Below are 18,427 nucleotides of genomic sequence, written 5' to 3'. Positions count from 1 at the left end.
AGCTTGCATAGTAACCGCAAGCGGGACGCGCCCCACAAGGTGATCTTGATGGTCGGGGTGGCCGGATTCGAACCGACGACCTTCCGCTCCCAAAGCGGACGCGCTACCAAGCTGCGCCACACCCCGCTGGTGCGACACGTAGGGTACATGCCCAGCCAAGGTGCGGCCGCCGCATTACGAGGGGCGGGATGAAGTGTGCGCGGGACCCTCGGGACCCGCTAACATGCAGTCCGTGCCGCCGACTCGAGGTGATCGTCCGGCGCACGCGGGCGTAGCTCAATGGTAGAGCCCCAGTCTTCCAAACTGGCTACGCGGGTTCGATTCCCGTCGCCCGCTCAGCGACCTCCGGCCCGGCCCGGCGTCCACTCCCTCAGGGAGCGCGCCGGACCGGGCCGGAGGTCTTTCTGCGTCGGGCCCCTCCGTACGTCCGCTCCGGGGTGCGCGGTGCACGATCACGCGGTGCACGCCGCGTACGCGAGGCTCACGCGGCGTACGCCCATCCGTCATGTACGCGCCCCGCACCGGCGCCGGCCGCAGACAGTTCCGCCGCGCACCTCGGACACGGATTCCATGGTGCGCGGCGTCGGGCGCGGGGCCGGAGAGCAGCCGGAACGTTCAGAGATTGATCTGGCTGATCGTCTCCGATATGGAGTTCAGGAAGCGGTTGATCGACGGGGCCATGTCAGTCGACGCCAGGAAGAATCCGAACAGTGCCGCCACGATGGCGGGCCCCGCCTTGATCGAACCTGAGCGGATCATGACCACCAGGACGATCGCCAACAGCACCACCACGGACAGCGAAATGGCCACAACGGATCACACCCTTGGTCGGAACGCCACACCGGCTCGGCCGGATCGTCATACCGGCCCGGGGAGCATGCCCGGCCACCCCCCGTTTTCACCATCGTGCCATCAACACGGCCAGTAATGCTCCCCGGTGACACTTCGTCGGCCAACTGTTCCCGCCTCGTGACGCCGTCCGAACGTCGGTGGATTTGACCGTTTTAAGTAGGACTAGCCGTGATAGAACGGTCACTTGACCGGCATAGCCGGGAAGGTTTTACGGATTCCGCACCCGGCGCTATCGTGCCTCAGATGTTCCACGCTGCTCTGACCCCCGCATGTGCAGTGAGGTCGCGAATCGTCTCCCCCAGTTCTTGGTGGGAGGGCCTGTGACCAACTCACTGAGCCCGCACGGCTATCGGCGGACGCCCCTCCCTCCGGCCAGGGAACCGGCGGACATCAAGCAGGAAACCGCCACATCTCCACCCGCACGCGACAAGCCGGACACTTCGAAGCGGTCCGGCGCCGTGAGGCAGCGCGACGCGTTCTTCGACAACGCGAAGTATCTGGCCATTGTTCTGGTGGCCTGCGGGCACGCCTGGGAGCCGCTGACCGACGGCAGCCGCGCCGCCGAGGCCCTGTACATGGTCGTCTACGGGTTCCACATGCCGGCCTTCATCATCATCTCCGGCTATTTCTCCCGCAGTTTCGACATGCGGCCGGACCGGCTCAAGCGCCTGGTGACCGGGATCGTCGTGCCGTACATCCTCTTCGAGGTCGCGTACACCTTCTTCAAGCGCTGGGCGGACGACGACCCGACGCAGCCGATCAGCCTGCTGGACCCCTGGTACCTGACGTGGTTCCTGGCGGCCCTCTTCGTCTGGCGGCTGACGACCCCGCTGTGGAAGATGGTGCGCTGGCCGGTCGCGCTCGCGCTGGCCATCGCCGGTCTGGCCTCGGTCTCGCCGGACATCGGCGACGACCTCGACCTCCAGCGGGTGCTGCAGTTCCTGCCGTTCTTCGTGGTCGGCCTCTTCATGAAGCCCGAGCACTTCCAGATGATGCGGCGTCGTGAGGTCAGGATCCTCTCCGTGCCGGTCATGGCCGTCGCCACCGTCGTCGCGTACTGGGCGGCCCCGCGCATGTCCTCGGCCTGGTTCTACCACCGCGACAGCGCACAGGAGCTGGCCGCGCCGTGGTGGAGCGGCCTGGTGATGACGCTCGCGCTGTTCGGCTGCTCGATGGTGCTCGTCGCCTGCTTCTTCGCCTGGATCCCGCGGCGGAAGATGTGGTTCACGGCGCTCGGCGCCGGGACCCTCTACGGCTACCTGCTGCACGGCTTCCTCGCCAAGGGCTCGCGCTTCTGGGGCTGGTTCGACGAGTACGAGTGGCTGCAGACGCCGCTCGGCGCCGTAGCCGTCACCTTCATCGCCGCGGCGGTGGTCACGGTGCTCTGCACCAGGCCCGTCCAGAGGATGTTCCGTTTCGCGATGGAGCCCCGGATGGAGTGGGCCTTCAAGAAGGACGCCGCCGAGCTGGCACGCGACCGTACGAAGACGACCACGGCGGCTTGAGGCCCTGTCCCCGCACACGTCCGACGAACGGCCCCGGAGCCCGGCTCCGGGGCCGTTCCGCTGCTCGGAGAGCACCGAGGGACATCACGGCTCGACACTTCATGATGCGAGGCTCGACGACTGCTCGAGGAAACTCACGGCCGCCTTGCTCCCGTGCCCGCGACGCCCGCGCTACGCCCGGCAGAGCAGCAGCAGCGCCCGGTCGTCGTTCACGTCCCTCGCCACCGCCTCTATCAAGTGCCACGCCGCACCCTGGAAGCCCGACGTGATGTAGCGGTCCGCGGCGCCCGTCAGGCGGTCCATGCCCTCCGTCAGGTCGCGGTCGGCGGCCTCGACGAGGCCGTCGGTGAAGAGCATGAGCACATCACCGGGGCGCAGCGTCCCCTTGATCGGGTCGAACTGCGCACCGTCGTACACCCCGAGCAGGGGCCCTTCGGCGGCCTTCTCCTCCCACGTGCCCGTACCGGCGCTGCGCTGGAGGGCGGGAAGGTGGCCGGCGGAGAGGAGTTCGTAGTCGCCGCTGTCGAGGTCCAGCACGAGATGGATGGAGGTGGCGAAGCCCTCCTGCCAGTCCTGACGCAGCAGATAACCGTTGGCCGCGCGCAGGAACTGGTGCGGCGGCAGCGAGCCGAGCAGACCGCCGAAGGCCCCGGAGAGCAGCAGGGCACGGGAAGCCGCGTCCATGCCCTTGCCGGAGACGTCGGTGAGGACGACTTCGAGGGTCCGCCCGCCGTTGGTACGGGCGGCGACGACGAAGTCGCCGGAGAAGGACTGTCCGCCGGCGGGCCGCAGGGCCATCTCACGGTGCCAGCCGCTGGGCAGCTTCGGCAGTTTGCTCTGCACCCGGATGCGCTCGCGCAGGTCGAAGAGCATCGTGCCGCCGCGCCGCCAGGGCACACCGACGCGGCTGCGGAACTGGGCGATGATCAGCCCGACGAATCCGACGGCGCCGACGAGCAGGATCGTGCCCGGGGTGACGCGAGAGGTCCCTTCGCTGTACGGACCGAGGATCGCGGCCTCGATGATCAGTCCCACCGCCGAGCCGCTGTAGAGCAGCAGCAGGCTCGCGGGCCGCAGCAGCAGCCCGCCGAGGACGACGGGGAGGACGAGGGCCGCGGGCGGGCACCAGTCGGGTACGGCGATGGTTCCGGCCACGATCGCCGGGATGGTGAGCGCGAGCGCGGCGAGGGCGATCCAGTCGGATCCGTCGCCGCGGAAGTAGTCGACGCCCGCGCGGCGCACGCCGACCCGGACCCGGTGCCACCTCATGCGCATCCGGGCCGTCAGGGTCTCTGATCCCGCGACGCGTGCCATTGCACCGGGACCTTATCCACCTGCGACCCCGCTGTGCACTGTCGTCCGCAGGGTGACCCGGATTGGTACGGAAAATGCGTTCGCACGTCCAGGAATGCGCTGATAGGGATGGCGTATGACGAAAGAGGTGACAGCTGAGCTGCGCGTGCTGCGATCCGCCGAGTGGGACGAGTGGTACGACGTCCTGGTCCGCGCCTTCGGCTGGGTCGCCGAGTCCTCCGAAGAGCGATCGCTGTGGCGCGAGCTGAATGAGTTCGAGCGCTCGGTCGGCGCGTGGGACGGCGGGGCGTGCGTGGGCACGGCCGGCGCGTTCCGCTTCCGCGTGACGGTGCCGGGCGGTGCACTCGTCCCGGCGGCCGGCGTCACGATGGTCTCCGTCGCACCCACGCACCGGCGCCGCGGGGTGCTGCGCGCCATGATGCGGCGGCAGTTGGACGACGTACGGGCCTGGGGAGAGCCGCTCGCCGTGCTGACCGCCTCGGAGCCGGAGATCTACGGCCGCTTCGGCTACGGGATCGCGACCCGGCAGATGACCGCCGAGGTGGACACCGACCGGATCCGGCTGACGGTCCCGCCCGGCACGGACAGCCTGCGGCTGCGTCTGGCGGATCCCGCGGCGGTGCTGGAGGCGTGCGAGGCGGTGTACGCGGCCGCGGTGCCGCTGCGCCCCGGCATGGTGGCGCGCAATCCCGGCTGGGGGCGGCTGACCCTGCTGGACCCGTCGTCGGAGCGCGGGGGTGCCTCACCGGTGCAGTGCGTGGTGGCGGAGGACGGCGGCGAGGTCGTGGGGTACGCCCGCTACGCGATCAAGCCGGAGTTCGACGCCGCCGGCCCCAAGGGCACCGTCGTGCTGCGGGACATGTGTGCTCCGGACCCGGCCGTGTACGCCGCGCTGTGGCAGTTCTTGTTCGGGATCGATCTGACCTCGACCGTGAAGCTCCGGAGTGCTCCGGTCGACGACCCGTTGCTGCATCTGGTGTCCGACATCCGCCGCTGCCGCATCGGGATCCGCGACGCCCTGCACGTACGGCTGGTGGACGTCGGCGCGGCGCTCGAGGCGCGGTCGTACGCGACGCGGGCCGATGTCGTCCTGGAGGTGACGGACTCCTTCTGCCCCTGGAACGAGGGGCGTTGGCGGCTCACCGCGGACGCGAAGGACGGATCGGTCTGCCGGCGTACCGACGGACCGGCCGATCTGGCCCTGTCCGTACGGGAGTTGGGCGCGGCCTACCTCGGTGGGACCACGCTGTCCGAGCTGGCCGCGGCGGGGCGGGTGCGGGAGTTGCGGCAGGGCGCGCTGCGGGAGGCGTCGGTGGCGTTCGCGAGTGACATCGCGCCCTGGCTGCCGCACGGGTTCTGAACCGCTGCCGAACCCCGGGCGGATCAGGGGCGGTTCAGGCGTCCTGACCCTGCCCGGGGCGGGAGAGGTTCACGTCCGTGGCGGCTGGCATCCCGGGCACCAGAAGAGGTTGCGGGCGGCGAGGTCGGCGGTGCGGACCTCGCCGCCACAGATGTGGCAGGGCTGCTGGGCGCGCCGGTAGACGTACACCTCGCCGCCGTGGTCGTCCACGCGCGGCGGGCGGCCCATCACTTCGGGCATGTGCTCGGGACGGACCGTGTCGATGCGGTTGTTCCGTACGCCGTCCCGCATGAGCGCGACCAGGTCCGACCAGATCGCGTCCCATTCCGGCGCACTCAGATCGCGGCCCGCCCGGTACGGGTCGATGCCGTGCCGGAAGAGGACCTCGGCGCGGTAGACGTTGCCCACGCCGGCGACGACCTTCTGGTCCATGAGCAGCGCGGCGACGGACGTACGGCTGCGCGCGATCCGGGCCCACGCACGCGCTCCGTCGTCCGCCGCGCGCAGCGGGTCGTCCCCGAGCCGGTCGTGGATCGCCCGCTTCTCGCCGTCCGTGATCAGCTCGCAGGCGGTGGGGCCGCGCAGGTCCGCGTACGCGTCCCCGGTGGCCAGCCGCAGCCGTACGGCGCCGACGGGAGCGGGCGCCGGTCCGTCGCCGAAGCGGAAGGTGCCGTAGAGGCCGAGGTGCACGTGGATCCAGCCGACCGGCCCGAACCCCAGGAACAGGTGCTTCCCGTGGGCGTCGGTCTCCGCCAGCTCCATACCGTCGACGAGCGCGGCACCGTCCGCGAACTTGCCCTGCGGACTGGTGGCCCGCACGGACCGGCCGCCGAACCTCCCGAGGTGGTCGGCGGCCAGCCGGTGGATCGTGTGCCCTTCCGGCATCCGGGGCTCAGCCCTGCTGCGGGTGGTGAGCGGGGACGGGCGGCAGCTCGCCGGTGGTCTCGTACTCCGTGAGCATGGCGATACGCCGCGTGTGGCGCTCCTCGCCGGAGTACGGGGTGTTCAGGAAGATCTCGACGAACCGGGTCGCCTCGTCCTGGGTGTGCATGCGCCCGCCGACGCTGATCACGTTGGCGTCGTTGTGCTCGCGGCCGAGCGCGGCGGTCTGCTCGCTCCAGGCCAGTGCGGCGCGGACGCCCTTGACCTTGTTGGCGGCGATCTGCTCGCCATTACCGGAGCCGCCGATCACGATGCCCAGGCTGCCGGGGTCGGCGGCGGTCCTCTCCGCCGCGCGGAGGCAGAACGGCGGGTAGTCGTCCTGGGCGTCGTAGATGTGGGGGCCGCAGTCGACGGGGTCGTGGCCGTGGGCCTTCAGCCACTCGACGAGGTGGTTCTTGAGTTCGTAACCGGCGTGATCGGAGCCGAGATAGACGCGCATGATCCGAGTGTGGCACGAGCGGAACGGGGCAGGCGCGCTCGGGTGTCCCGCTGGTGTTCCGCGGCACATTTCTAGGAATCTCAAGGGAAGCTCAAAGATAACGTTCTGGATTCAAAGGTTTTCCCCCAGCTTCCCCTGCGTTTCACTGGCGGAGCTCGTAACCCCAGAGCCAAAGGATCGTTGCACATGAGCGCGCAACCCACGGCCACGAAGACGTCGGCCGCCTCGGGTAACCCCGAGGGCGGCAACTCCCCCGACGGTCTGAAGGCCGGCCTCAAGAACCGACACCTCTCCATGATCGCGATCGGCGGCGTCATCGGCGCCGGCCTGTTCGTCGGCTCGGCTTCCGGCATCGCCGCCGCGGGCCCCGGCATCCTCCTGTCGTACGCCCTCGTCGGCGTGATGGTCGTCTTCGTCATGCGCATGCTGGGCGAGATGGCCGCCGCCAACCCGGTCTCCGGGTCGTTCTCCGAGTACGCGGACCGCGCGCTCGGCCGCTGGGCCGGATTCTCGATCGGCTGGCTGTACTGGTTCTTCTGGGTCGTGGTGCTGGCGGTCGAGGCCACCGCCGGCGCGGTGATCCTGGAGGGGTGGGTCCCGTCCGTACCGCAGTGGGCGTGGGCGCTCATCGTGATGACGGTGCTCACCGCGACGAACCTGGCCTCGGTCAGCTCGTACGGTGAGTTCGAGTTCTGGTTCGCGGGGATCAAGGTCGTCGCGATCGCCGCGTTCATCCTCATCGGCGGGCTCGCGGTCTTCGGCGTCCTGCCCGGCTCGGAGAACGAGTCGGCCGGGCTCGGCAATCTGACCTCGCACGGCGGCTTCCTGCCGAACGGCCCCGGGGCGATCCTCACCGGGGTACTGCTGGTCGTCTTCTCCTTCATGGGCAGCGAGATCGTCACCCTCGCCGCCGGTGAGTCCGCGGACCCCCGCCGCGCGGTGACCAAGGCGACCAACAGCGTGATCTGGCGTATCGCGGTCTTCTACCTGGGCTCGATCTTCGTCGTCGTGACGCTGCTGCCGTGGGACTCCAAGGCCATCGCCGACCACGGTTCGTACGTCGCCGCGCTCGACTCGATCGGCATCCCGCACGCCGGCCAGGTCATGAACTTCATCGTGCTGACCGCCGTGCTGTCGTGCCTGAACTCGGGCCTCTACACCGCTTCCCGTATGGCGTTCTCGCTCGGCAAGCGCGGTGACGCGCCGAAGTCCTTCGCGCGGACGAACGGCAGGGGCGTTCCGCAGGCCGCGATCATCGGCTCGGTGATCTTCGGCTTCGTCGCGGTCGCCTTCAACTACTGGTGGCCGGACACCGTCTTCGAGTTCCTGCTCAACTCCTCGGGTGCGGTGGCCCTCTTCGTCTGGCTGGTCATCTGCGTGACCCAGCTCCGGATGCGCGGCATCATCCTGCGCGAGACGCCGGACAAGCTGACCGTGAAGATGTGGCTCTTCCCGTACCTGACCTGGGCGACGATCGCGATGATCTCGTTCGTGCTGGTCTACATGCTCACCGACGACACCGGGCGCCAGCAGGTCCTGCTGTCCCTGCTGGTGGCGGCGCTCGTCGTGGCGATCGCGCTGGTGCGCGAGCGCCGCGGTGGCGGCAGGGGCAAGGGTAAGGACGCGGACGCCGGCGCCGAGGCGCTCACCCGCTCCTCGTCCTGACACCACGGGCAGCCCGGCGACAACGGGCAGTCCTGCCACAACGGGCCGGGGCCCGTACCCGATCGGTCGGGTACGGGCCCCGGCCCGTTGCTGTGCGAGGTCGCCGTACGGTCAGTCGCGTCCCGCGAGCTTCCAGACTGCGGGCAGCGCGCCCATCGCGAGCGCCGCCTTGACGGCGTCACCGATGAGGAAGGGGACGAGGCCCGCGGCGACCGCCTCGCTCGCCGACAGGTGCGCGGCGAGAGCCAGATACGGCACGCCGACCGCGTAGATGATCGCCGAGCCGAGCACCATCGTCCCGGCGGTACGCAGGACGCCGCGGTCGCCCCCGCGCCGCGCGAGCGCGCCCACGACGGTGGCGGCCAGCAGCATCCCGAGGACGTACCCGAAGGACGCCGACCCCGCGCCGCCCGCGAACCACGGCATTCCGGCCATTCCCGCGAGCGTGTAGAGCGCGAGGGAGAGGAAGCCGCGGCCCGCTCCGAGCGAGGCGCCCACCAGCAGCGCGGCGAACGTCTGCCCCGTGACGGGCACCGGGGAGCCGGGCACGGGAACGGAGATCTGGGCCGCGAGACCGGTGAGCGCGGCACCGCCGACGACCAGCGCCGCGTCACGGACGCGGGCGCGGGCGGCTGTGGTGGCCGGCAACAGGTCGGCGAGGACCGTACCGGGGCGGCTGGTGGCGGCGGCAGTGCTCATCTCGTGGGCTCCGCAGGTGAGAAGGGACAGGAATGGCGGCACCGGAGCGCGCGGACGAAGCGAGGCTGTGGGATCCCACCAAATTCCGCCGTTCCCAGGGGGGTTGAGCGGGCCTGGCGCACCGGGGTCGAGCCGCCGCGGATGGTCACGAAGGTGTCCGGATAGCGGTCATTATCGGAGATCCTTTTGTCACTGAGCGGTACACGCCACCAGACTGTTGCGGTTCTCTGTCGCCTCAACCAATGGACGGCACGCCAATGGAACGGACCCCCACGTCCGCCGGGCCCACACCCCCACAGGGCACGACCGATGAGTCCTCACAGAGCGGCACCCCGCTCTCGCACGGCCTCAAGCAGCGCCACCTGTCCATGATCGCCCTCGGCGGAGTCATCGGCGCGGGCCTCTTCATCGGGTCGGGCGCCGGCATAGCCGCCGCCGGCCCCGCCATTGTGCTCGCCTACGCCGCGTCCGGGCTGCTGGTGCTGCTCGTGATGCGGATGCTCGGCGAGATGTCGGCGGCCAACCCGGCCTCCGGTTCCTTCTCCGTGCACGCCGAGCGGTCCATCGGGCCCTGGGCGGGCTTCACCGCCGGCTGGATGTTCTGGGTCCTGCTGTGCGTCGGCATCGCCGCCGAAGCGATCGGCGCCGCCCAGATCATGACGAGCTGGCTGCCCGGCACCGAGTCATGGATGTGGGTCGCCCTCTTCATGGCCCTGTTCTGCGGTACGAACCTGGCCGCGGTGAGCAACTTCGGCGAGTTCGAGTTCTGGTTCGCCGCGCTGAAGATCGCGGCGATCGCCGCCTTCCTCGTCCTCGGCACACTGGCCATCCTCGGCATCCTCCCCGGCACCGAGGCGCCCGGCACCTCCAACCTCACCGGTGACGGCGGCTTCCTGCCCAACGGCGTGAACGGTCTCGTCGTCGGCCTCCTCGCCTCGGTCTTCGCCTACGGCGGCCTGGAGACGGTCACCATCGCCGCCGCCGAGTCCGAGCACCCGCGCGAGGGCGTCGCCAAGGCGGTCCGCACGGCGATGTGGCGGATCGCACTCTTCTACGTCGGCTCGATGCTCGTGATCGTCACGCTGATCCCTTGGGACGACAAGTCCGTGGTGGAAGAGGGCCCGTACGTCGCGGTCCTGGACTTCCTGGACATCCCCGCCGCCGGGCAGATCATGAACGTGGTCGTCCTCGTCGCCCTGCTCTCCGCGATGAACGCCAATATCTACGGCGCCTCGCGCATGGCGTACTCCCTCGTGTCCCGCGGCGAGGGCCCCCGCGCCCTCGGCAAGGTCAGCGGCGGCGTCCCGCGCCGCGCGGTCCTCGCCTCCTCGGCCTTCGGCTTCTTCGCGGTGCTGCTGAGCTACTGGTGGCCGGAGACGGTCTTCAAGTGGCTGCTCAACATGGTCGGCGCGGCGGTCCTGGTGGTCTGGGGCTTCATCGCGGTCGCACAACTCCGTATGCGCCGCCGCCTGGAGCGCGAGTCCCCCGAGAAGCTGACGGTCCGGATGTGGGCGTACCCGTACCTGACGTGGCTGGCGCTGGCGGGCGTGGTGGCCGTACTGCTGCTGATGCTGCGCGAGGACGACACCCGGACGCAGCTCTACTTCACCACCGGCCTGGCGGTGGTGCTGGCGATCGTGGGCTATGTGCGGGGGCGCCGGCGTACGTCGGCGGTGGCCGAACGCTGACTCGTTCCTCCGCCTTCCAGTGGCGGAGTTGCTCGCGGTTCTGTACGACGAAGGGGTGCTCGGTACCGAGCACCCCTTCGCGCTGCTCCGGCAGATTCCCCCGGCATCGGTCGAACGGGCGACGAGCAACCGCCGGACGCAGCCCTGCCCTTCGGCGGTCGGTCCGCCTCGGACGCGTCGTCACACCCCCATCGACGACCCTCCGCCGCGAACTCTCTTGCTGTTGGTAATGTGCAGTTGCAAGAGCATTGCAATTAGCGTTCGAAGGGCGTTGGGCATGGCCACCTACACACTTCCTGAGCTGCCGTACGACTACTCGGCGCTGGCCCCGGTCATCAGCGGCGAGATCATCGAGCTGCATCACGACAAGCACCACGCCGCGTACGTCAAGGGCGCCAACGACACGCTGGAGCAGCTCGAGGAGGCGCGCAGCAAGGACCAGTGGGGGTCCGTCAACGGGCTCGAGAAGAACCTGGCGTTCCATCTGTCGGGCCACATCCTGCACAGCATCTACTGGCAGAACATGAGCGGCGACGGCGGCGGCGAGCCTCTGGACAAGGACGGCGTGGGTGAGCTCGCCGAGGCCATCACCGAGAGCTTCGGCTCCTTCGACCGCTTCAAGGCCCAGCTCTCCAAGGCGTCCGCCACCACGCAGGGCTCGGGCTGGGGTGTGCTCGCCTTCGAGCCGCTGAGCGGCCGCCTCATCGTGGAGCAGGTCTACGACCACCAGGGGAACGTCGGCCAGGGCAGCATCCCGATCCTCGTCTTCGACGCCTGGGAGCACGCCTTCTACCTGCAGTACCGCAACCAGAAGGTGGACTTCATCGAGGCCATGTGGAAGGTCGTCAACTGGCAGGACGTGGCGGCCCGTTACGCCGCGGCCAAGGAGCGGGCGACCGGCCTGCTGCTCGTGCCGTAGGTCCGGGTCGGGCCCGGAACCCTGGCACCGGGCCCGCGGAGACCTCCTGCGAGCGTGATCGTCTTCTCACCTTTCACCTTGCGGGCGGAGAAAAGAGGGAGAGCCCCCGCGCGGACGTGACGCGCGGGGGCTCTTCCGCATCGGGCCTGCCCCGGGGCACTCCTGTCCCGGCGGCCCGGTGACGAGCGGTGGCCGCTCAGTCGAAGACCGGGCCGAGCGTCCTGGTCCGCTTGATCTCGAAGAAGCCGGGCGTGGAGGCGACCATCAGGGTGCCGTCCCAGAGCTTCGCCGCCGCCTCGCCCTTCGGCGCCGGGGTCACCACGGGCCCGAAGAACGCGATCCGCTCGCCGTCGGCGCCGGGGAGCGCGATGACCGGCGTGCCCACGTCCTCACCGACCAGCTCGATGCCCTCGCGGTGGGAGGCGCGCAGCTCGGTGTCGTACTCCGTCGAGGTCGCGAAGTCGGCCAGCTCGGCCGGGAGGCCCGCGTCCTTCAGGGCTCCGGCGACGGCCTCGGGGGTGGGGCCCTCGCCCCGGTTGTGGAAACGCGTGCCGAGCGCGGTGTAGAGGGGGCCCAGCACATCGTTGCCGAACTTCTGCTCGGCGGCGATGGCGACGCGGACCGGGCCCCACGCGTGGGTGGCCATCATCTCGCGGTACGCCTCGGGCAGCTCCTCGGTCTTGTTCTCGTTGAGGACCGCCAGGCTCATCACATGCCAGCGCACCTCGACCGGTCGCACCTTCTCGACCTCGAGCATCCAGCGCGACGTCAGCCACGCCCACGGACACAGAGGATCGAACCAGAAGTCGACCGGAGTTGCCCCTGACGCAGTCGAGGGGAGGTTTTTGCCGGAATCGGTCACAAATGCTCCTCGTGATCACTACCCGAACGGGGTCGCACAGGTCGTCGGCAACAACCATGCCGGGTGCCACTGACATTCCCGCCCGACACTCCCGCCCGCCGTTCCGCCCGCGGCTCCCGCTCACGGCTCCCGCCGATGCCTCGTACACGTCGTCAGCGCCGCGTGACACGATGGCGGGCGTTCGGAATGTGAGACTGGCAGAGGAGCCGCCGTGCCCGGTGAGAACCTGACCCGTGACGAGGCCCGCGAGCGGGCCCGGCTGCTGTCCGTGGACGGGTACGAGGTGGCACTGGACGTGCGCTCGGCCGTCGGCGCATCCCCCGCCACCGGCCCCGGCGGCGATGAGCGGCGGCGCACCTTCCGGTCGGTGACCACGATCCGCTTCCGCTGTGCCGAGCCCGGCGCGGCGAGCTTCGCCGATCTGATCGCCCCGTCCGTGACCTCCGTGGTCCTCAACGGACAGGAGCTGGACCCGGCCACGGTCTTCGACGGAGCGCGGATCGCGCTCGACGGTCTCCGCGCGGAGAACGTCCTCACCGTCGACGCCCGGTGCGCGTACAGCAGGACGGGCGAGGGGTTGCACCGGTTCGAGGACCCGGAGGACGGCGAGGTCTACCTCTACACGCAGTACGAGCCGGCGGACGCCCGGCGCGTCTTCGCGAACTTCGAGCAGCCCGACCTCAAGGCCCCCTTCACCTTCTCCGTCACCGCCCCCGCCGACTGGACGGTTCTGAGCAACGGTGCGGAGGACGGCGATCCGGAACCGGCAGGGGACTCCGCCACGACCCGGCGCTTCCTGACGACCCGGCCCATCTCGACGTACATCACGGCCGTCGTCGCGGGTCCGTACCACCGGGAGCACGACCACTACCGGCGCGAGCTGCCCGACGGCTCGGCCCTGGAGATCCCGCTCGGTGCGCTCTGCCGGCGCTCGCTGGCCAAGCACTTCGACGCGGACGACATCTTCACCGTCACCAAGCAGGGCCTGGACTTCTTCCACGAGCACTTCGACTACCCGTACCCGTTCGGGAAGTACGACCAGGCGTTCGTGCCGGAATACAACCTCGGCGCGATGGAGAACCCGGGCTGTGTGACCTTCCGGGAGGAGTTCGTCTTCCGCGGCAAGGTCACGCAGACCTCCTACGAGCACCGGGCCAACGTCATCCTGCACGAGATGGCGCACATGTGGTTCGGCGACCTCGTCACCATGGAGTGGTGGGACGACCTGTGGCTGAAGGAGTCCTTCGCGGACTTCATGGGCGCCTTCTCACTGGTCGAGGCCACCCGCTTCACCGACGGCTGGATCACCTTCGCCAACCGCCGCAAGAGCTGGGCCTACCGCGCCGACCAGCTCCCCTCCACCCACCCGGTCACGGCCGACATCGGTGACCTGGAGGACGCCAAGCTCAACTTCGACGGGATCACGTACGCCAAGGGCGCCTCGGTCCTCAAGCAGCTCGTGGCCTACGCCGGACGGGACGCGTTCCTGGAGGGCGCGCGCCGCTACTTCCGGCGTCACGCGTACGGCAACACCCGCCTCGAGCATCTGCTGGAGGTGCTGGCGGAGACCTCGGGGCGCGACATGGCCGGGTGGTCCCGGGCCTGGCTGCAGACCGCGGGCGTCAACGCACTGACGCCGCAGGCGACCTACGACGCCGAGGGCCGCATCACCGAGCTGGCCGTCCTCCAGGAGGCCCCCGAGTCGCACCCCACGCTCCGGCCGCACCGCGTCGCGGTCGGGCTCTACCGGCGGGACGCGTCCGACGGGGGCGCGCTCGTCCGGTACGCACAGGCGGAGGCGGACGTCACCGGGGCCCGTACGGCCGTGGCCGAACTGGCCGGGGCGGAGCGGCCGGACCTGATCCTGGTCAACGACGAGGACCTCACGTACTGCAAGATCCGCTTCGACGAGGAATCGCTCGCCACGCTGCGGGCGCACCTGGGCGACCTGGGCGATCCGCTGGCCCGCGCCCTGTGCTGGTCCGCGCTGTGGAATCTCACCCGGGACGGGCTCATGCCGAGCCGCGACTTCGTGGACCTGGTGCTGCGCTTCGCGGGCCAGGAGAGCGACATCGGCGTGCTGCAGATGCTGCACGCCTGGGCCGAGTCGGCGCTGACGCACTACGCGGCGCCCGAGTGGCGCGAGGAGGGCGGCCGGGCGCTCGCCGAGGGAGCGCTGCGCGAACTGCGCCTGGCCGCCCCGGGGAGCGGGCACCAGCTCGCGTGGGCGCGTTTCTTCGCGCACGTCGCGTCCTCGGACGCGGACCGGCAGTTGCTGACCGGCCTGCTGGCGGGCACCGCCAGGATCGACGGCCTGGACGTGGACCAGGAACTGCGCTGGACCTTCCTGGAGCCGCTGGCCGCCCAGGGCGCCGCGGACGCGTCCGCGATCGACGCCGAACTGGCGCGTGACGACACCGCGTCGGGCCGGCGGCACCAGGTGCGCTGCCTGGCCGCCCGGCCGTCCGCCGAGGTGAAGGCACGGGCGTGGTCGGAGGTGGTGGAGTCCGACGGGCTGTCCAACGCCCTGGTGGAGGCGACGATCTCGGGGTTCGCGCAGGCCGACCAGAGGGATCTGCTCGCGCCGTACGCGCCGCGGTACTTCGCCGTGATCGAGCAGATCTGGCGGGAGCGGTCGATCGAGATCGCCATGGCGATCGTCCGCGGGCTCTACCCCATGCTGCAGGACGACCGGCGGACGCTGGAGATGTCCCAGGCGTGGCTGGACGAGCACCGGGACGCACCGGCTGCCCTCCGGCGCCTGGTGCTCGAGGCACACGACGATCTGGCGCGGGCGCTGCGCGGTCAGGAGTGCGACGCGAAGGCCGGCGCGGCCGGGGCGTGAGACGGCGGTCCGCGCGGCGGCCGGACAGGCCGTCGCGCGGACGGAACCGGTAGCCGCTATACCGGAACCTGCGCGTACGCACGCGGCGGGCATGCGGGCGGGCGCGGTGCGAGCACGTGCGGTACGCGTACGGGCGGGCGCCACGCGCGTACGGGCGGGCGCCACGCGCGTACGGGCGGGCGCCACGCGAACAGAGCGGACACGTACGGTCCTTGCGCGGACGAGCGCAGGCCTTCGGCCGCGGATGCACCCTAAGGGGGCCCGGCCTACTCCCGTACCTACGCTTGGAGTTGGGAACGGTCCGATTCAACTCCTGCGCTCGCGCCGGGAGTTCAACGACCCGGCATCCCGATCTGCGAGGCCGAACACACCTCTCGCGGCCACCTCGACACCGCGGTCGACCTCATGCGCAACGACCGGCGCCGGTCTCCTCCGGGGCTGCGCGACGCCGGGACATTCGCGTCATGCGCCGCCCGGACCACGCGCACACGCGCCCCGACGCGAGAAACGCTCATCCACGAGCACCCCAACTCCCCACCCCACACGCGGCGTTGAGCGGAGTCGTGCCGGCGTTGGGGCGCGCGCGAGGGTGCTCGGTGCGAACACCCGCGCGCCGGGCGCACGCCGATGATCAGGGGCACAGGCCCGCCCGAAGGCGCCCGGCGCACCCGCCACCCCGGCGCACAACCCCTCCCGCCAGGGACGGAGCCGCGACCTGCCGCTCGGAACCCCCGTTCGGCGGAACCGCTCTCGGCCATCGAACGCTCGTACTTTAGGGCGGTACTGTCCGGGTTTGTCGACGACCGTGTAACAGCGGTTAGCGAGCGGCGGATCGACGGGAAATTGCGGGGCATGAACTCCAACATCCCTCTCTCCCCCCGCCCCCTGCGTCACCTCTCGGACGCCCAGCGCCGGGTCCTGACCCTCCACCAACTCCGCGAGCACGGCATCACGTCGGCCGACGCCGCCGAGCGCACCCGTCCCGGAGGCTGCTGGCAGCGCCTGCTGCCCGGCGTCTACCTGCTGCACCCCGGACCGCCCACCAGCGAGGAGCGGCTGCGCGCCGCCCTGCTGTACGCCGACCGCCCTCCCGCGGCCGGTCTGCGACCGGGAGCGCCTCCATCCCCCGAGGGCTCCCGCGACACGGCGATGATCAGTGGTCTCGCCGCGCTCACGCTGCACGGCTTCTCCTCCACTCCCCCGCTGCGCGCGCTGGAGCGCATCGACGTGCTGGTGCCGCGGACCCGCCGCGTACGGTCCTCGGGGATGGCGCACATCCTGCGCTCCGGCGAACTCCCCGAGCCGCAGGAGATCACCGGTCTGCCCGTCGTTCCCGTACCGCGGGCCCTGGCCGACGCCGTGGCGCAGCTCGCCGACGCCACCGCCGTACGCCGCCTGCTGACCGAGGCCGTACGGGGCGGTCACTGCGAACCCGGCGCGATCGTCGGTGAGTTGAGCCGTGCCCGGCTGCTCTCCCGCCCCCACGTCGTGGACGCCGTCGACACGCTCCTCGCGGAGGGCCGGGCTCTGGCCGAGGGCCGGCTCTACGAGATGGTCCGCTCGGCCGGGCTGCCCGAGCCGTTGTGGAACGTCGAGCTGCGCCTGCCCGGCGGCCCGCACCTCGGCGGCGTGGACGCCTACTGGCCGGACTGCTCGGTGGCCCTGGAGATCGACGCACGCACCCCCCGCCGGGACGAGAACACCGCCTGGTCGGAGGGTGCGCGCAAACGTGAGCGCCTGGAGCGGCTGGGCATCACCGTGGTGCACACCACCCCCAGGAAGCTGAGGGAGGCGATGGACCAGCAGGCCGCCGTCGTCCGCACGGCGCTGATGGCGGCAGGGGACCGGGAGCCCGCGGAGTACGTGATCGTGCTCCCCCGGTGAGGCCCGCCGGCAAGCACTCCGACCCTGAGCTCCCGGAACGAGAACGCCGCCGGTGAGCGTCGCGCGGAGACCGCCGCCGGTGAGCGTCGCGGGCAGACCGCCGGAGCCTGGTCCTCTGCCGGTGGCCCCTACCGGGCGTCGGACGCCCGGACGCCGGCCGTCACCGGCTGCCAGGGCTTCCGGAGGGTCTTCGCCGCGCCCTTCTCCGGCTTCTCCGGCAACGTGCCGCAGAATTCGCCCTCCATGGGCAGCAGGACGTCTCCGACCCAGTCCCCGTTGAGGTTGAAGGCGGCGGAGTGCCGCCCGTCCCGCGTCACCCCCGCCACGGAGATGGAACCGTGGATGCCCCCGGTGTGGCCCCACACCTCCTTGCCGCAGGACAGTTTCGACGGGCTGATCCCCAGCCCGTAGCGGGCGAAGGGCTCCTCGCCGCCCGTCGGCACCGTCGTGAGCATCTTCTTCAACTGCCCTTCCGGCAGCAGCTTGCCGCCCAGCAGGGCGCGGTGGAAGCGATTGAGATCACCGGCCGAGGAGATCATCTCGCCGGCGGCCCCGCCCCAGGAAGGATTGAGCTCGGTCACGTCGTGGATCTTGGCATCCGGTGCGGTGTCGAGCTTCCCGTAGGCCCTGCCGTGCGGGCCCGGCATGGCCGCCTTCGTGCCGGGCACAGTGGTGGCGCGCAGACCGAGCGGCCGGATGATGCGGCGCTCGATCTCCGAGGCGTAGGAGCGGCCCGAAGCCTTCTCCACGATCATCCCGGCGAGCACGTAGTTGGTGTTGGAGTAGGTCCAGTCGGTCCCCGGCTCGAAGAGCGGCTTGTGGCGCATGGCGACGCCCACGAGCTGCTTCGGAGTCAGGGTGTCGTACCGGTGCTCCAGGAATCCCTCGGTGAGGTACTTCTTCTGGAACGCCGGGTCCTCGGTGTAGTTGTAGATCCCGCTCGTGTGGTTGAGCAGCTGCCGCACGGTGACGGCACGGCCGTCGTGGCCGTGGCCCTCGACGACGCCGGGCAGCCAGGAGTCGACCGTGTCGTCCAGGCCGAGCTTCTTCTCCTTCTCCAGCTGGAGCACCACGGTGGCGATGAACGTCTTGGTGATGGAGCCGATGCGGAACCGGTCCTCGGCCCGCCGGGGCCTGTCGGTCTTCAGGTCGGCGACCCCGGAGGATCCCGACCAGCTGCCCCGGGCGTCCTGCGCCCGGCCCAGCACTCCCGGAACCCCTGCCTGCACATTGGCGTCCATGGCTGCCTGAGCGGCGTCGTGGCCGCCGCCGGACTGCTTGCGGCCGGCGTCTGCGGCCGTGGAGGCCATGACGGGCGCCGCCCACGCGGTGCCCACCACCGCGGCCACCAGCACTGCTCCCACCACGGAATTGCGTCGAACACGTCGTACCGGCATGAACCGTCCCCTCGTGAACTGCTGTGTCCGTACGCGAGGAAGGACTCCGCCAGGGC

The 18,427-nt window shown here is 70.5% G+C and carries 14 protein-coding genes and 2 tRNA genes; 8 read left to right on the top strand and 8 right to left on the bottom strand.

What is annotated here, in order from left to right:
- Positions 1–49 precede the first annotated feature (49 nt).
- Positions 50–126 (bottom strand) — tRNA-Pro (locus tag ABZ822_RS10025).
- A gap of 139 nt (positions 127–265) precedes the next feature.
- On the opposite strand from ABZ822_RS10025, the gene ABZ822_RS10020 reads away from it, so the two are divergent.
- Positions 266–336: transfer RNA gene (locus tag ABZ822_RS10020), tRNA-Gly, on the top strand.
- Between the two features lie 279 nt (positions 337–615).
- Here ABZ822_RS10020 and ABZ822_RS10015 read toward each other — a convergent pair.
- Positions 616–810 carry a hypothetical protein gene (locus ABZ822_RS10015; protein WP_360849776.1) on the bottom strand — a complete coding sequence of 65 codons (195 nt, stop codon included), beginning with the start codon at positions 808–810 and terminating at the stop codon, positions 616–618.
- Positions 811–1,172: 362 nt separating this feature from the next.
- On the opposite strand from ABZ822_RS10015, the gene ABZ822_RS10010 reads away from it, so the two are divergent.
- Positions 1,173–2,357: an acyltransferase family protein gene (locus ABZ822_RS10010; protein ID WP_360849773.1), complete on the top strand. Its 1,185-nt coding sequence runs from the start codon at positions 1,173–1,175 to the stop codon at positions 2,355–2,357.
- Positions 2,358–2,528: 171 nt separating this feature from the next.
- Here the strand turns inward: ABZ822_RS10010 and ABZ822_RS10005 are convergent, their stop codons facing one another.
- Positions 2,529–3,671 (bottom strand): PP2C family protein-serine/threonine phosphatase, encoded by a 1,143-nt coding sequence (locus ABZ822_RS10005; RefSeq protein ID WP_360849770.1) that lies wholly within the window; start codon positions 3,669–3,671, stop codon positions 2,529–2,531.
- Between the two features lie 115 nt (positions 3,672–3,786).
- Between ABZ822_RS10005 and ABZ822_RS10000 the strand changes: the two genes are divergently transcribed.
- Positions 3,787–5,031, top strand: a complete 1,245-nt coding sequence (locus tag ABZ822_RS10000) for a GNAT family N-acetyltransferase (RefSeq protein WP_360849768.1) — start codon at positions 3,787–3,789, stop codon at positions 5,029–5,031.
- 69 nt (positions 5,032–5,100) lie between these two features.
- On the opposite strand, the gene ABZ822_RS09995 is transcribed toward ABZ822_RS10000, so the two are convergent.
- Positions 5,101–5,916: a DNA-formamidopyrimidine glycosylase family protein gene (locus tag ABZ822_RS09995; RefSeq protein ID WP_360849765.1), complete on the bottom strand. Its 816-nt coding sequence runs from the start codon at positions 5,914–5,916 to the stop codon at positions 5,101–5,103.
- A 7-nt stretch (positions 5,917–5,923) separates the two neighbouring features.
- On the bottom strand, positions 5,924–6,412 hold the full coding sequence (locus ABZ822_RS09990) for a ribose-5-phosphate isomerase (RefSeq protein ID WP_360849762.1): 489 nt from the start codon (positions 6,410–6,412) through the stop codon (positions 5,924–5,926).
- Positions 6,413–6,598: 186 nt separating this feature from the next.
- Here ABZ822_RS09990 and ABZ822_RS09985 point away from each other — a divergent pair, with 186 nt between their 5' ends.
- Positions 6,599–8,077, top strand: coding sequence for an amino acid permease (locus ABZ822_RS09985; protein WP_360849760.1), 1,479 nt, complete (start codon positions 6,599–6,601; stop codon positions 8,075–8,077).
- Between the two features lie 111 nt (positions 8,078–8,188).
- Here ABZ822_RS09985 and ABZ822_RS09980 read toward each other — a convergent pair whose 3' ends face one another.
- On the bottom strand, positions 8,189–8,776 hold the full coding sequence (locus tag ABZ822_RS09980) for a biotin transporter BioY (RefSeq protein WP_360849757.1): 588 nt from the start codon (positions 8,774–8,776) through the stop codon (positions 8,189–8,191).
- Between the two features lie 257 nt (positions 8,777–9,033).
- On the opposite strand from ABZ822_RS09980, the gene ABZ822_RS09975 reads away from it, so the two are divergent.
- Positions 9,034–10,464: an amino acid permease gene (locus tag ABZ822_RS09975; RefSeq protein WP_360849754.1), complete on the top strand. Its 1,431-nt coding sequence runs from the start codon at positions 9,034–9,036 to the stop codon at positions 10,462–10,464.
- Between the two features lie 277 nt (positions 10,465–10,741).
- A complete protein-coding gene (locus ABZ822_RS09970) occupies positions 10,742–11,383 on the top strand; it encodes a superoxide dismutase (RefSeq protein ID WP_360849748.1) in 642 nt (213 codons plus the stop codon).
- Positions 11,384–11,579: 196 nt separating this feature from the next.
- On the opposite strand, the gene ABZ822_RS09965 is transcribed toward ABZ822_RS09970, so the two are convergent.
- A complete protein-coding gene (locus tag ABZ822_RS09965; RefSeq protein WP_360849745.1) occupies positions 11,580–12,245 on the bottom strand; it encodes a DsbA family protein in 666 nt (221 codons plus the stop codon).
- A 211-nt stretch (positions 12,246–12,456) separates the two neighbouring features.
- Here ABZ822_RS09965 and pepN point away from each other — a divergent pair, with 211 nt between their 5' ends.
- On the top strand, positions 12,457–15,090 hold the full coding sequence (gene pepN, locus ABZ822_RS09960; RefSeq protein WP_360849742.1) for an aminopeptidase N: 2,634 nt from the start codon (positions 12,457–12,459) through the stop codon (positions 15,088–15,090).
- An 852-nt stretch (positions 15,091–15,942) separates the two neighbouring features.
- Positions 15,943–16,974, top strand: a complete 1,032-nt coding sequence (locus tag ABZ822_RS09955; protein WP_360849739.1) for a hypothetical protein — start codon at positions 15,943–15,945, stop codon at positions 16,972–16,974.
- 128 nt (positions 16,975–17,102) lie between these two features.
- Here the strand turns inward: ABZ822_RS09955 and ABZ822_RS09950 are convergent, their stop codons facing one another.
- Positions 17,103–18,338, bottom strand: coding sequence for a serine hydrolase domain-containing protein (locus tag ABZ822_RS09950; protein WP_360849736.1), 1,236 nt, complete (start codon positions 18,336–18,338; stop codon positions 17,103–17,105).
- Between the last annotated feature and the right edge of the window lie 89 nt (positions 18,339–18,427).

Origin of the sequence: Streptomyces sp. NPDC047108, from assembly GCF_040643575.1 — a bacterium.
In the GTDB taxonomy this organism is placed as follows: Bacteria; Actinomycetota; Actinomycetes; order Streptomycetales; family Streptomycetaceae; genus Streptomyces.
This window is presented reverse-complemented; position numbering and strand designations above follow the sequence as displayed.

Bases quoted from the DNA above. Each gene is read 5' to 3' on its own strand.
- ABZ822_RS10005 (WP_360849770.1), bottom strand. From the start codon at position 3,671: ATGGCACGCGTCGCGGGATCAGAGACCCTGACGGCCCGGATGCGCATG.
- ABZ822_RS10000 (WP_360849768.1), top strand. From the start codon at position 3,787: ATGACGAAAGAGGTGACAGCTGAGCTGCGCGTGCTGCGATCCGCCGAG.
- ABZ822_RS09995 (WP_360849765.1), bottom strand. From the start codon at position 5,916: ATGCCGGAAGGGCACACGATCCACCGGCTGGCCGCCGACCACCTCGGG.
- ABZ822_RS09990 (WP_360849762.1), bottom strand. From the start codon at position 6,412: ATGCGCGTCTATCTCGGCTCCGATCACGCCGGTTACGAACTCAAGAAC.
- ABZ822_RS09985 (WP_360849760.1), top strand. From the start codon at position 6,599: ATGAGCGCGCAACCCACGGCCACGAAGACGTCGGCCGCCTCGGGTAAC.
- ABZ822_RS09980 (WP_360849757.1), bottom strand. From the start codon at position 8,776: ATGAGCACTGCCGCCGCCACCAGCCGCCCCGGTACGGTCCTCGCCGAC.
- ABZ822_RS09975 (WP_360849754.1), top strand. From the start codon at position 9,034: ATGGAACGGACCCCCACGTCCGCCGGGCCCACACCCCCACAGGGCACG.
- ABZ822_RS09970 (WP_360849748.1), top strand. From the start codon at position 10,742: ATGGCCACCTACACACTTCCTGAGCTGCCGTACGACTACTCGGCGCTG.
- ABZ822_RS09955 (WP_360849739.1), top strand. From the start codon at position 15,943: ATGAACTCCAACATCCCTCTCTCCCCCCGCCCCCTGCGTCACCTCTCG.